Below are 12,352 nucleotides of genomic sequence, written 5' to 3'. Positions count from 1 at the left end.
ATGGATACGCAGATTCGCGTCGGCCCCGCGCCGTTTGACATGGCGGAAGCGTATCGCTGGCTGGCCGCCTGTGATGAAGATGGCGCGGTTGTGACCTTTACCGGTAAAGTCCGCAACCACAATCTGGGGAGTGATGTGGCGGCGCTGACGCTGGAGCACTATCCCGGTATGACCGAGAAAGCACTGCAGGAGATCGTGGCGGCGGCACGTGAACGCTGGCCGCTGCAGCGCGTCACGGTGATCCATCGCGTCGGCGAGCTGTTTCCCGGCGATGAAATCGTGCTGGTCGGCGTGACCAGCGCCCATCGCGGCAGCGCCTTTTCCGCCGCCGAATTCATCATGGATTACCTGAAAACGCGCGCGCCCTTCTGGAAACGCGAAGCGACAGAGCAGGGTGACCGCTGGGTGGATGCCCGCGACAGCGATCACCAGGCCGCTCAGCGCTGGGAGTAGCGCGGAACTACGGCTGCTTCAGCTGCTCCGCCGGGCCAAAGCGGGTCTGGCCGTGACTGTGCTCACCGCCGCCCGTCGTCCGCTTCAGCTGGATCACCTGGCCCTGCTGCCACGCGTTCGCACCCGCTGCTGCCGGGTGCGCCACGATATCGGCGCGCCGGGCGCGAACCGCTTTGCTGTCGACGTCGAAGCGGCGGTCGCGGTCGGCCAGCAGCCGGGAATCCATCTGACCATCCGCCGTAAAGCCCATCATCAGTGCCGGAATGCCGAGCGGCAGCGTTTTATCGCGGTCGGTATGCCAGGTGTGCCAGGTTTTCCCGTAGGTATTCACGATGCGTTTCATCAGGGCGTGATCGGCGCTGGCGGGTAAGCCCGGCGCAATCAGCGTGCCCGACTTCACCTCATACTGGTGGCTGTGCCATAGCTTCTTCTCCTCCGGGGGCAGGGTGTTGAACAGCCGTTCGCTGATGATGTACTCCACCCCCATCAGCCGCGCGTCGCGGGTATTGCCGTCATAGATCACCGCCTGCATCACATCCTCGTTCAGCACGGTGACGTAGTGGTGTGCCTCCATCTGACCGTTCTGGTCACCATTGTAAAAATGGAAGCCATCCAGATAGGTGTTGATCGCCTCAATCGGCGGTCGTGACTGCATCACACTGGCGCCGGTCTCCAGCAGCTTCAGCGAGGAGGAGGTGGGCGCGCCCGGTGACTGCACCTGAGCAGGCGTATTATTGGCGCCGCAGCCGGTTAATAACAGGCTGAACGCCGCAACAGGCCAGAGTTTAAACATCGTAAGTTCCTTTAACGTTAAAAAAGGTAACCTTAGTTCAGTTCCCGCCTGCCTGTGAAACGCTGGCGATGATAGAGTAGGGTTTTGGTTCATTCTGAGGACAGGCATGTCATCCACCCCGATTCTGCAACGTCTGACACTGGTCGCCGCGCTGGTGCTGGCGGGCTGTAGCAGCAAGAAAACCCCCGAGGCGCCGGTCCGGCAGCCTGAGGATGTGAAAGCACAAATTCAGCGGCTGCTGCCGTCGCATGTCAGCAACAAAGCGGCATGGAGCGACGATATCTACACCTCTTTCCGCACCCAGCAGATCGATCCCAGCGCCAGCAACCTTTGCGCGGTGATCGCCGTGGCGGATCAGGAGAGCAACTTCAGCGCCGAGGCGGCCGTGCCCGGCCTGCCTAAAATCGCCTGGGGTGAGATCAATCGCCGGGCGGCCAAAGTCCACGTGCCGGCTTTTCTGGTGCGCACGGCGCTGCTGATTAAATCCCCGACCGGCGAAAGTTACGCGGCGCGGCTCGACAAAGTGCGCAGTGAAAAAGAGCTGAGCGCCATCTTTGATGACCTGATCGACATGGTGCCGATGGGCCAGACGCTGTTTGGCAATCTCAATCCGATCCACACGGGCGGGCCGATGCAGGTCAGCATTGCCTTTGCCGAGGCGCATGCCAAAGGCTACCCGTGGCCGGTTGATGGCACGATCCGGCGTGAAGTCTTTACCCGTCACGGCGGGATCTACTTCGGCACCATGCACCTGCTCGGCTACCCGGCTGACTACAGCCAGCCGCTCTACCGCTTCGCGGACTTCAATGCGGGCTGGTACGCCAGTCGCAACGCGGCATTCCAGGCGGCGGTGGCGAAGGCGACCGGGATGAAGCTGGCGCTGGATGGCGATCTGATCCTCTATGGCTCAGACGCGGCGGGCGGCACCGAACTGGCGGTGCGCACCCTGTCGAAGCAGATCGACATGAGCAACAGCGCCATCCGGCGCGATCTGGAGAAAGGGGAGAAAGCGTCGTTCAGCGACAGCGAACTCTGGAAGCAGGTCTTTACCCTGGCGGATAAAATGGCGGGCCGTAAGCTGCCGCGTGAAATACTGCCGGGCATTAAGCTGGAGAGCCCGAAAATTACCCGCAATCTCACGACGGCGTGGTTTGCGCAGCGCGTCGACAGCCGTTATCAGCAGTGCCTGTCGCGGCGTTAAACGGCATGTTGTGGCGCAGTTGAGCTGAGCTGTGCCACACTTAAATCTGACAGGGCTCCCTGTGGAGCGTCTTACTACTCATCCCTTTATCAAGAGGTGCATCATGGATCGATATCCACGACATGATTCTATCGTTCAACCCGCCTCGCGCGGGCTTCAGGCTTACATGGCCCAGGTGTATGGCTGGATGACCTGTGGTCTGCTGCTGACGGCGTTTGTCTCCTGGTTCGCTGCACGTACGCCTGCGGTCATGGAGCTGGTCTTCGCCAACCGGATCACCTTCTTCGGGCTGATTATCGCGCAGCTGGCGCTGGTGTTCTTCCTGTCAGGCATGGTGCATCGCCTGAGCGGGGCGGTGGCGACCGGGCTGTTTATGCTCTATTCGGCGCTGACCGGCGTCACGATGGCCAGCATCTTCCTGGTTTACACCTACTCCTCCATCGCCAGTACCTTCTTTGTCGCCGCCGGGATGTTTGGCGCGATGAGCTTCTACGGCTACACCACCAAACGCGATCTGAGCCGGTTTGGCAGCCTGCTGTTTATGGCGCTGATCGGCATCCTGCTGGCGTCGCTGGTGAACTTCTGGCTGAAGAGCCCGGCGCTGATGTGGGCGATTACCTACATCGGAGTGGTGGTGTTTGTCGGCCTGACCGCCTATGACACCCAGAAGCTGAAAAATATCGGTGAGCAGATTGATGCGCGCGACACGGAAAACCTGCGTCGCTACTCAATCATGGGGGCGTTAACGCTCTATCTGGACTTCATCAACCTCTTCCTGATGCTGCTGCGGATTATGGGCAACCGTCGCTGAGTCAGGCTACCCGTTTCGCGGCCAGCGCCGTGCTGAACGGCTGAGATGTAAAGGGGGAGGCGCACCAGTTGCGCCTCCCCCGTTTTATGATGACTTCTGAAGCTTCTGCTCGTTCTTCTGGCGCAGATGCTTCGCCCGGCTCTCCAGAACCAGATAGAGCACCAGCGCCAGCAGCAGCGGCAGGATGAAATAGAGGACGCGATAGGCGAGCAGCGCCGCGATAATGGTGCCATGCGACGCGTGCTGACCGCTGAGCAGTGCCAGGAAGACCGCCTCCAGCACGCCAATCCCCGCCGGAATATGAATGATCACCCCGGCAATACTGCTGATCAGCAGCACGCCCAGCACCATCGGATAGCCGACATCGCGTCCCAGCAGCAGCCAGATAATCGCCCCCATCACCATCCAGTTAGCGCAGGAGACGCCAAACTGCAGCAGCGCCATACGCAGCGAGGGGAGCTGCAGCGTCTGCCCTTTGACCGTCCAGCGCCGCTGTTTCGAGAAGGCACAGGCCCAGAGGTAGATCGCCACCAGCACCAGCAGCACCACACCGATCAGCCGCAGGGTAGTCTCACCGATAAACCAGCCGCTGGGGATGGAGACCATGCCCGCACTGAACACCACGCCAGCCAGCAGAATGTAGCCCAGCCAGTTGGTGGCGATGCTCAGGGAGAAGATGCGGGTGATGGTGGCGCTGTCGAGTCCCAGGCGGGAGTAGAGCCGGTAGCGCATTGCCACACCGCCGACCCAGGTGCTCAGCGTCAGGTTAAAGGCGTAACAGATAAATGACACCAGCATCACCTGCCGCTTCGCCAGCTTATGCCCGCAGTAGGCGCGCCCGATAAGGTCATAGCAGCCGTAGACCAGGTAACTCAGCACCACCAGTCCGGCGGCGGTCAGAACCACAAAGCGGTTATAGTTAACGATGACGTCATAAACATCTTCCCAGTTCACTTTGCGGGCATAAACCACCAGCAGCACCACCACCGCGATAAAGAACAGCACGGTGAGGATCTTTTTTGCCAGTTGCCAGCGTGGATGTTTTTTTGCCATCAGGATTTTGCTCCCTGGTTGTCGGCTTCTACGCGATCCTGTGTCTCCATCTCGGGCTGCACCGGGGCAGCCACCTGGGCCAGCCGCGGTGTGTGCGCCGGTAACCAGCCCGCAATAGCCGGGAAATGGCGCAGGAAGTGGAAGACCACCACGCTTTTGCTGAGCTGCCACCAGTTGCGTGGGGGCAGACGATCCTCCTGCACCCGCTGACAATCATTTGCCAGCAGCGCTTCAAGGTTGTCACGCAGCGTCTGGTTAAACGGCCGGTCGTGAATGATCAGGTTGGCTTCCAGGTTGAGTGACAGGCTGAGCGGGTCGAGATTGCTGGAGCCGACGGTGGCCCACTGATCGTCCTTCACCGCGATCTTACCGTGCAGCGGACGACGGATATATTCATAGACTTCAACCCCGCCATCGACCAGATAGTTGTAGAGCAACTCCGCGCCTACTTTCACAATTGGCATATCCGGCTCGCCCTGCACAATCAGCCGCACCCTGACGCCGCGCTGCGCCGCGTTGCGCATCTCACGCAACAGTCGGTAGCCGGGAAAGAAGTAGGCGTTAGCGATAATCACATCCCGCTTCGCCTCGCGCAGCATCTCAAGGTAGTGCATTTCGATGTCGTCGCGATGTTCGTCATTGTCGCGATAGACATAGAGCACCTGGGCATCGCCGGGTCTGGCATTGACCGCCGGACGGTGAGACCGCGACCCCCACCAGCGGCGGGTAGGCTGTTCACTGCCAATCGCCTGCTGCAGATAGCGGGCGATGTCGCCCACCACCGGCCCTTTGACCTGCACCGCATAATCCTGCTTGGCCTCGGGGCCGTAGTCGGTGTTGTGCTCGGCAGAGAAGTTGATGCCGCCCACAAAGGCCACCACGTCATCCACCACCACGGTTTTGCGGTGCAGGCGGCGGAACACGTTAGTACGCATGCCCATCACCAGCGGGCGCGGATCGTAGTAGATGAAGCGCACGCCCGCGCTGGTCAGGCTGTTCACAAAGTTGTCGGAGAGTTCGGCGGAGCCGTAGCCATCGACCATGATTTCAACCCGCACCCCGCGCTGGGCCGCCGCCAGCAGTTCGCGATGCAGGGCATTGCCGACCTCATCCTCAAACAGAATAAAGGTTTCAATCAGCACCGTGCGCTCGGCCCGCTGTATCGCACCAAAGACGCGCGGGAAAAACGCCTCACCATTTTCCAGCAACAGCAGCCGGTTGCCTTCCTGCCAGCTGAAATTCATAGGTGAATCTCCACGGCCAGCGGCGCATGGTCGGAGAGATGGGACCACGGCTTACGCGGCAGCGCCCACGGATGAGTGACGGTGGCATTGCGCACATAGATGCGGTCGAGCCGCAGAATCGGGAAGCGCGCCGGGAAGGTGCGCGCCGGGCGTCCGGTTTTCATGCTGAATACCTCTTTCAGGCCTGCGCCCTGTTTTAAGATCGCGTTAGCGCGTCGTTGCCAGTCGTTAAAATCACCCGCCACCACAACCGGCGCGTCGGGCGGCAGCGAGGTGACCATTTCACATATCATCTTCATCTGCGCGCGGCGGTGCGAGGCCTTCAGGCCAAGGTGCACGCAGATAACGTGCAGCGTGCCATGCGGCTCGGGCAGGGCGATCTGACAGTGCAGCATGCCGCGATTTTCACTGCCCGCCACCGAGATATCCCGGTTCTCATACTCTGCAATCGGAAAGCGCGACAGCACGGCATTGCCGTGATGTCCTTCCGGGTAGACCGCATTGCGCCCGTAGGCGAAATCGTTCCACATGGTGTCGGCCAGAAACTCATAGTGTGGCGCCTCCGGCCACGCGTCATGGTTAAGCGGATGGATGGCATGCGTGCCCATCACCTCCTGCAGAAGGACCACATCCGCCGACGTTGCGCGAACGGCTTCGCGTAATTCCGGCAGGATGAAGCGGCGATTAAACGGGGCAAAACCCTTGTGTGTATTGATCGTCAGGACTTTTATTGAAAATCCTTGCGTGTTTTGTGGCATACTCGCGACGCACTCCTTTTCATCATCACCAGAATCAAAGTGTAGTCTTTGTCACAAATGGGTGGTGAGAGAGGGCGATAATTAAGGCGTTATCCGAAAATTGTTTTACATTGAGGAAACCGTTTCCGGCTTGTGCCGGTAGCACTTGGGCGACCTGTTGGGTCTGCCAGGAGAACTGAATGAAATGGTCTAATCGTATTCAAATCATCACGGGTCAGACGTACATGCATATCGCTATGCATCTGCTGGTGATCGCTGCGCTGATCTGGGGCTGGAAGCACAAGGCCCTGGTCGATGTCTGCAGCACGCTGGTGGCCGTCTACGCACTGGTTTTTGTTGCCATGCTGGCAACACAGCGCATCGCCCGTTTACGGACCCTTGGCGATTATCTTGAAGAAGCGACCACCACTTACTACTTTGGCGCTGCCATGATGACACTGTTCCTGGTGTCGCGGATCTACCACAACAACCTGCTGCTGGCGTGCCTCGGCGTGGTGATGTTGCTGGGTCCGGCGCTGGTGTCGCTGCTGGCGAAAGAACCGCCACGGCGCATCGAAAAAAAACGTAGCTAAGTTGAAGGCCACCGAAAGGTGGCCTTCCTGTTTATGGGGCAGGGAAGATGTGTGTGTAAATGTGAGCTATCTCGCACACTTGCTCTAAAGCTGCTACACTCGCCCGCTTACGCATCGTAGTTTGTGCCCTTTTCACGCGTCAGCCCCAGCTGCCGTCACTATCCCTCTGAAAACTACACCGTGAATCACGGACAGAGCGGACCGGAGTAAATCACGTAATGTCTTTTGACTCTCTCGGCCTGAGTGCCGATATTTTGCGCGCGGTCGCCGAACAAGGCTACAGCGAACCCACACCTATCCAGCGCCAGGCGATTCCTGTGGTGCTGGCAGGCCGCGATCTGCTGGCGAGTGCCCAGACCGGCACCGGCAAGACGGCCGGCTTTACCTTACCTTTGCTTGAAAAACTCTCTGCGACCACCACGCCGGTGCGCGGCCGTCGCCCGGTGCGCGCCCTGATCCTGACCCCGACCCGTGAACTCGCGGCGCAGGTCGGCGAAAACGTCAGTGACTACAGCAAATATCTCCCGCTGCGGTCGATGGTGGTGTTTGGTGGCGTCAGCATCAATCCGCAGATGGTTAAACTGCGTGGCGGCGTCGACGTGCTGGTGGCGACACCGGGTCGTCTGCTGGATCTGGCGCATCAGAATGCGGTTGACCTCTCTAAGGTCGAAATTCTGGTGCTGGATGAAGCGGACCGTATGCTCGATATGGGCTTTATCCACGACATCCGTCGCGTGCTGGCGCGCCTGCCAACTAAGCGTCAGAACCTGCTCTTCTCGGCCACCTTCTCTGATGAGATTAAAGGCCTGGCTGAAAAACTGCTGACCAACCCGGAAATGGTGGAAGTGGCGCGCCGCAACACCGCCTCTGAACAGGTTGCTCAGCAGGTGCATTTCGTGGATAAGAAGCGCAAGCGGGAACTGCTGTCGCAGCTGATTGGCGAAGGGAACTGGCAGCAGGTGCTGGTCTTTACCCGAACCAAGCATGGCGCTAACCACCTTGCCGAGCAGCTTGGCAAAGATGGCATCACTGCCGCCGCGATCCACGGCAACAAGAGCCAGGGTGCCCGTACCCGTGCGCTGGCTGACTTTAAATCCGGCGGGATCCGCGTGCTGGTGGCGACCGATATCGCGGCGCGTGGCCTGGATATCGAAGAGCTGCCACACGTGGTCAACTATGAGCTGCCCAACGTCGCCGAAGATTATGTGCACCGTATTGGCCGTACCGGCCGTGCGGCGGCCACCGGTGCGGCCCTGTCACTGGTCTGCGTCGATGAGCATAAACTGCTGCGTGATATCGAACGCCTGCTGAAGCGTGAAATCCCGCGCCTGGCGATTCCGGGTTATGAACCCGATCCGAGCATCAAAGCAGAGCCTATCATCAACGGTCGCCAGCAGCAGTCGCGTGGCGGTGCAGGCGGCGGGCGCGGTCGTGGTCAGGGCGGACAGGGTGCAGGTGCACCACGTTCATCCGGCGACAAGCGTTCTCAGCCTCGTCGTCAGGGACAGCCTGCGCCTCAGGGCGACAAGCCCGCTTCCCGTCCGCGTCGTCCGGCACCGAAGCGCACCGGGAACGTCTGAGTATGAGGGTTTTACTGGCGCCGATGGAGGGCGTGCTTGATTCGCTGGTGCGCCAGCTGTTATCGGAAGTGAACGACTACGATCTCTGCATCACCGAGTTTTTGCGCGTGGTCGATCAGCTGCTGCCGGTAAAATCCTTTTATCGTCTCTGCCCCGAGCTGCATAACAACAGCCGCACGCCTTCCGGCACGCGGGTGCGGATGCAGCTGCTGGGGCAGCATCCCGAATGGTTAGCCGAGAACGCCGCCCGTGCGGTGGCGCTGGGCTCCTGGGGGGTGGATCTCAACTGCGGTTGTCCCTCTAAGCTGGTCAACGGCAGCGGAGGCGGAGCGACCCTACTTAAAGATCCCGATCTGATCTATCGCGGCGCGAAAGCGATGCGTGAAGCGGTGCCTGCTGACTTACCGGTCACGGTGAAAGTGCGGCTCGGCTGGGATTCCAGCGCCCGCAGTCTGGAGATCGCCGATGCTGTACAGCAGGCGGGAGCCAGTGAGCTGGTGGTGCATGGACGAACCAAGGAAGAGGGCTATCGTGCCGAGGCGATCAACTGGCAGGCGATTGGCGAGATTCGTCAGCGGCTGCGCATTCCGGTGATTGCCAACGGTGAAATCTGGGACTGGCAGAGCGCGCAGAACTGTATGGCGGTCACCGGCTGCGATGCGGTAATGATTGGCCGCGGTGCGCTGAACATCCCTAACCTGAGCCGGGTGGTCAAATACAACGAGCCGCCAATGGCCTGGCCTGAGGTGGTGCGCCTGTTGCAGAAATATAGCCGGCTGGAAAAGCAGGGCGACACCGGACTCTATCACGTCGCGCGCATCAAACAGTGGCTTGGCTATCTGCGCAAAGCGTATGCAGAAGCGGATGGCCTGTTCAGCGAAATCCGGGCGTTAAAATCGTCGGGCGACATTGCACAGGCGATCGATCGTCACGCGACGGTTCATGGTTTGTGATAAAAAATCAGGCGACCCCTTAGCGGCCTGACGGTATAGTGAGCCAAATTTCCTTCACCGCAACTCTGCTATGTCTGACACCGCCGTGTTGAGCAACAGCCAGCTCAACAAACGTATCCTTTCCGTTATCGTTTTCACCTTCTTCTGCTATCTCTCTGTCGGCTTGCCGCTGGCTGTGCTGCCTGGCTTTGTCAAAAATCACCTCGGCTTCAGCTCATTTATCGCCGGGCTGATTATCAGTATTCAGTATTTCGCGACGCTGCTTAGCCGTCCTCAGTCGGGCCGTCTGGCCGACCGGCTTGGACCTAAACGCGTGGTGATGCTGGGGCTGCTCTGCTGCGGCATGAGCGGGGTGCTGACCATCGTCGCCGCCCTGCTGAGCAGCTGGCCATGGCTGAGCCTGACGCTGCTGGCTGTCGGACGGCTGTTTCTTGGGGTGGGCGAAAGCTTCAGCAGCACCGGCTCCACCCTGTGGGGCATGAACATCGTCGGGCCGCTGCAGACCGCCCGCGTGATCTCCTGGAACGGCGTCGCCACCTATCTGGCGATGGCGGTGGGCGCACCGCTGGGCGTGATGCTCAACGGGCAGTTCGGCATGAGCGGCTTTGCTGGCCTGATTGCGGTGATGGGGATAGCAGGCTATCTGATGGCGAGCCGCAAACCCGCCGTCACCGTCAGCCTGGGCGAGCGCATTCCGTTTCATCGCGTCTTTTCCCGCGTCTGGCTCTACGGTCTGGCGCTGGGCTTCGGCACTATCGGCTTTGGCGTGATTGCCACCTTCATTACCCTCTACTTTGCCAGCCGCAATTGGCAGGGCGCGGCCTATGCGCTGACGCTGTTCAGCCTGGGTTTTGTGCTGGTGCGTCTCGGCTTCGGGCGCTTTATCACCCGCTTTGGCGGACTGCGCGTCTCGCTGTTCTCCTTTCTGCTGGAGTGTGTGGGACTGCTGCTGATCTGGCAGGCGGACAGCGCGTGGCTGGTGGGGGCGGGCGCGTTTCTGACCGGCAGCGGTTTTTCGCTGGTCTTTCCGGCCCTGGGGGTGGAAGCCGTTAAGCGGGTTGAGCGTCAGGATCAGGGATCGGCGCTCGGCACCTACTCCGCCTTTCTCGATCTGGGGCTGGGCTTAACCGGCCCGGTGGCGGGACTCTTTATCGGACACTGGGGCATGCAGTCGGTCTACCTCGCGGCGGCGATCATGGTCCTGGGTGCGCTGCTGATTACCCTGCGGCTCTGCGCTCAGCAGCGGCTCACCAGCGGGTGAGCCGCCGGGTCATCAGAAACGGGTAAACAGCCAGTAGAGCAGGGCGGAGAGCAGAACGGAGACCGGCAGGGTTAAGACCCAGGCGACCGCCAGGTTGCGCAGCGTGGCAAGCTGGAGGCCGGAGCGATTGGCCGCCATGGTGCCCGCCACGCCCGAGGAGAGCACATGGGTGGTGGAAACCGGCAAACCGAAACCGTCCGCCGCGCCAATGGTCGCCATCGCCACCAGCTCGGCACTGGCGCCCTGCGCATAGCTGAGATGGGTTTTGCCGATGCGTTCTCCCACCGTGACCACAATCCGCCGCCAGCCCACCATCGTGCCAAGCCCCAGCGCAATCGCCACCACCACTTTTACCCACATCGGAATAAAGCGGGTGGCGCTGTCGAGTTCGCTTTTCACGGCTTTCAGATTGCGTTCCGTCTCCTGCGGCAGCGTGACCTTTGCGGTCTGCAGATGCTTGATCGACTCTGATGCCAGATACATCTGGTTGCGGGTGTTGGTCACCGCCTGGGCGGGGATGTTATCCATCGAGCCATAGCGGCGAATCTCATCACCCACTTCATTGAGCGTCATCGCCAGCGCCGGTAATACCTCGCTGTTCATCCGGTTGCTGCCGACAAAACCGGTCAGCACGTCGCGGGCCGCCGGAGGGTGTGCCGCCGCCGGTTGCAGCTGGCGCAGCTGATGCGCGGTGACTTCGGTCAGCGCCGCCACGCGCGGGATCTGGTCGGCGGGCAGCGATCGGTTCAGGGCGTAGGCGATCGGCATGGTGCCGACCAGGATCAGCATAATCAGCCCCATCCCTTTCTGCCCGTCGTTAGAGCCGTGTGCAAAAGAGACGCCGGTACAGGTCAGGATCAGCAGGCCGCGGATCCAGACCGGCGGCGGCTGATCGCTCTGTGGCGCACGGTAAAGCTGGTGATTGCGGATAAAGCGTTTCATGACCCACAGCAGCAGCCCGGCACAGACGAAACCCACCACCGGCGAGAGCAGCAGCGCATAGCACACCTTCAGCGCCTGATCCCAGTCCACGCCGCTCAGCCCGTTGCGCCCGTGCAGCATCGCGTTGGCGACGCCAACGCCGATGATGGAGCCAATCAGGGTATGGGAGGAGGAGGAGGGCAGGCCAAAATACCAGGTGCCGAGATTCCAGATAATGGCGGAAAAGAGCAGTGCATAGACCATCGCGAAGCCGTTGCCGCTGCTGGCCTGCAGGATCAGCTCCACCGGCAGCAGCGAGATAATGCCAAACGCTACCACCCCGCTGGAGAGCAGCACGCCCATAAAATTACAGAAACCGGACCAGACCACGGCGGCGCCGGGCGTCAGCGAATGGGTATAGATCACCGTGGCGACCGCGTTGGCGGTGTCGTGAAAGCCATTGACGAACTCAAAGCCGAGCGCAATCAGCAGCGCCAGGCCCAGCAGAAAGAAGGGCAGGAGGCTGGTGACCGGCATGTTGGTCTCTTCAACGTCACTGACCAGATTGAGGCCGGCGAACGCGAGACCCGCGACCAGCAGAATAAAAAACAGCGGTTTACTGAAGCGACTGCCTTTGCCGTTGAAATCAGGCCGGCCCCGGACGGATGAGGGGAGACTGTTTTCGCTCATGGTGTACCTCGTGTGGCGGATAGCGGATGCTGATTTGCACCGGGTTATCGCTGTGTGATACG

General features: G+C 60.5%; 12 protein-coding genes. 7 read left to right on the top strand and 5 right to left on the bottom strand.

From position 1 onward, the window contains the following. Window positions 1–453 carry a molybdopterin synthase catalytic subunit MoaE gene (moaE, locus tag F3I47_RS05020; RefSeq protein ID WP_009091326.1) on the top strand — a complete coding sequence of 151 codons (453 nt, stop codon included), beginning with the start codon at window positions 1–3 and terminating at the stop codon, window positions 451–453. 7 nt (window positions 454–460) lie between these two features. Here the strand turns inward: moaE and F3I47_RS05015 are convergent, their stop codons facing one another. After that, a complete protein-coding gene (locus F3I47_RS05015) occupies window positions 461–1,246 on the bottom strand; it encodes an OBAP family protein (protein ID WP_009091325.1) in 786 nt (261 codons plus the stop codon). Between the two features lie 106 nt (window positions 1,247–1,352). Between F3I47_RS05015 and F3I47_RS05010 the strand changes: the two genes are divergently transcribed. Together F3I47_RS05010 and F3I47_RS05005 are read left to right on the top strand one after the other, a co-directional pair. After that, on the top strand, window positions 1,353–2,447 hold the full coding sequence (locus F3I47_RS05010) for a DUF1615 domain-containing protein (RefSeq protein WP_150029436.1): 1,095 nt from the start codon (window positions 1,353–1,355) through the stop codon (window positions 2,445–2,447). A gap of 103 nt (window positions 2,448–2,550) precedes the next feature. Further along, window positions 2,551–3,258: a Bax inhibitor-1/YccA family protein gene (locus F3I47_RS05005; RefSeq protein WP_046101458.1), complete on the top strand. Its 708-nt coding sequence runs from the start codon at window positions 2,551–2,553 to the stop codon at window positions 3,256–3,258. A gap of 84 nt (window positions 3,259–3,342) precedes the next feature. Here F3I47_RS05005 and F3I47_RS05000 read toward each other — a convergent pair whose 3' ends face one another. The 3 genes from F3I47_RS05000 to F3I47_RS04990 are packed head-to-tail and all read right to left on the bottom strand — an operon-like array spanning window position 3,343 to window position 6,313. Next, window positions 3,343–4,311, bottom strand: a complete 969-nt coding sequence (locus tag F3I47_RS05000; RefSeq protein WP_009091322.1) for a lysylphosphatidylglycerol synthase domain-containing protein — start codon at window positions 4,309–4,311, stop codon at window positions 3,343–3,345. Beyond that, window positions 4,311–5,555, bottom strand: a complete 1,245-nt coding sequence (gene clsB / locus F3I47_RS04995; protein ID WP_009091321.1) for a cardiolipin synthase ClsB — start codon at window positions 5,553–5,555, stop codon at window positions 4,311–4,313. Before clsB ends, F3I47_RS05000 begins: the two co-directional genes overlap by 1 nt. After that, window positions 5,552–6,313: an endonuclease/exonuclease/phosphatase family protein gene (locus F3I47_RS04990; protein ID WP_009091319.1), complete on the bottom strand. Its 762-nt coding sequence runs from the start codon at window positions 6,311–6,313 to the stop codon at window positions 5,552–5,554. The genes clsB and F3I47_RS04990 overlap by 4 nt, the downstream gene beginning before the upstream one ends. 179 nt (window positions 6,314–6,492) lie before the next feature. Here F3I47_RS04990 and F3I47_RS04985 point away from each other — a divergent pair, with 179 nt between their 5' ends. The 4 genes from F3I47_RS04985 to F3I47_RS04970 all read left to right on the top strand — a co-directional run bounded on the left by F3I47_RS04985 (window position 6,493) and on the right by F3I47_RS04970 (window position 10,679). Continuing rightward, window positions 6,493–6,885 carry a YbhQ family protein gene (locus tag F3I47_RS04985; protein WP_009091318.1) on the top strand — a complete coding sequence of 131 codons (393 nt, stop codon included), beginning with the start codon at window positions 6,493–6,495 and terminating at the stop codon, window positions 6,883–6,885. 218 nt (window positions 6,886–7,103) lie between these two features. Then, window positions 7,104–8,465, top strand: a complete 1,362-nt coding sequence (rhlE, locus tag F3I47_RS04980) for an ATP-dependent RNA helicase RhlE (RefSeq protein ID WP_150029437.1) — start codon at window positions 7,104–7,106, stop codon at window positions 8,463–8,465. Between the two features lie 2 nt (window positions 8,466–8,467). After that, a complete protein-coding gene (gene dusC / locus F3I47_RS04975) occupies window positions 8,468–9,418 on the top strand; it encodes a tRNA dihydrouridine(16) synthase DusC (protein WP_009091316.1) in 951 nt (316 codons plus the stop codon). A gap of 70 nt (window positions 9,419–9,488) precedes the next feature. Further along, window positions 9,489–10,679 carry an MFS transporter gene (locus tag F3I47_RS04970; protein ID WP_150029438.1) on the top strand — a complete coding sequence of 397 codons (1,191 nt, stop codon included), beginning with the start codon at window positions 9,489–9,491 and terminating at the stop codon, window positions 10,677–10,679. A 12-nt stretch (window positions 10,680–10,691) separates the two neighbouring features. Here the strand turns inward: F3I47_RS04970 and F3I47_RS04965 are convergent, their stop codons facing one another. Beyond that, window positions 10,692–12,290: an inorganic phosphate transporter gene (locus tag F3I47_RS04965; RefSeq protein ID WP_150029439.1), complete on the bottom strand. Its 1,599-nt coding sequence runs from the start codon at window positions 12,288–12,290 to the stop codon at window positions 10,692–10,694. Between the last annotated feature and the right edge of the window lie 62 nt (window positions 12,291–12,352).

The organism is Pantoea sp. M_10, assembly GCF_008631515.1.
In the GTDB taxonomy this organism is placed as follows: domain Bacteria; phylum Pseudomonadota; class Gammaproteobacteria; order Enterobacterales; family Enterobacteriaceae; genus Pantoea; species Pantoea anthophila.
The sequence above is the reverse complement of the archived record's forward strand: the minus strand, read 5'-3'. Positions and strand labels throughout refer to the sequence as shown.

Excerpts from the sequence above, each read along its gene's own strand:
- moaE (WP_009091326.1), top strand. The coding sequence starts at position 1 with ATGGATACGCAGATTCGCGTCGGCCCCGCGCCGTTTGACATGGCGGAA.
- F3I47_RS05015 (WP_009091325.1), bottom strand. The coding sequence starts at position 1,246 with ATGTTTAAACTCTGGCCTGTTGCGGCGTTCAGCCTGTTATTAACCGGC.
- F3I47_RS05010 (WP_150029436.1), top strand. The coding sequence starts at position 1,353 with ATGTCATCCACCCCGATTCTGCAACGTCTGACACTGGTCGCCGCGCTG.
- F3I47_RS05005 (WP_046101458.1), top strand. The coding sequence starts at position 2,551 with ATGGATCGATATCCACGACATGATTCTATCGTTCAACCCGCCTCGCGC.
- F3I47_RS05000 (WP_009091322.1), bottom strand. The coding sequence starts at position 4,311 with ATGGCAAAAAAACATCCACGCTGGCAACTGGCAAAAAAGATCCTCACC.
- clsB (WP_009091321.1), bottom strand. The coding sequence starts at position 5,555 with ATGAATTTCAGCTGGCAGGAAGGCAACCGGCTGCTGTTGCTGGAAAAT.
- F3I47_RS04990 (WP_009091319.1), bottom strand. The coding sequence starts at position 6,313 with ATGCCACAAAACACGCAAGGATTTTCAATAAAAGTCCTGACGATCAAT.
- F3I47_RS04985 (WP_009091318.1), top strand. The coding sequence starts at position 6,493 with ATGAAATGGTCTAATCGTATTCAAATCATCACGGGTCAGACGTACATG.
- rhlE (WP_150029437.1), top strand. The coding sequence starts at position 7,104 with ATGTCTTTTGACTCTCTCGGCCTGAGTGCCGATATTTTGCGCGCGGTC.
- dusC (WP_009091316.1), top strand. The coding sequence starts at position 8,468 with ATGAGGGTTTTACTGGCGCCGATGGAGGGCGTGCTTGATTCGCTGGTG.
- F3I47_RS04970 (WP_150029438.1), top strand. The coding sequence starts at position 9,489 with ATGTCTGACACCGCCGTGTTGAGCAACAGCCAGCTCAACAAACGTATC.
- F3I47_RS04965 (WP_150029439.1), bottom strand. The coding sequence starts at position 12,290 with ATGAGCGAAAACAGTCTCCCCTCATCCGTCCGGGGCCGGCCTGATTTC.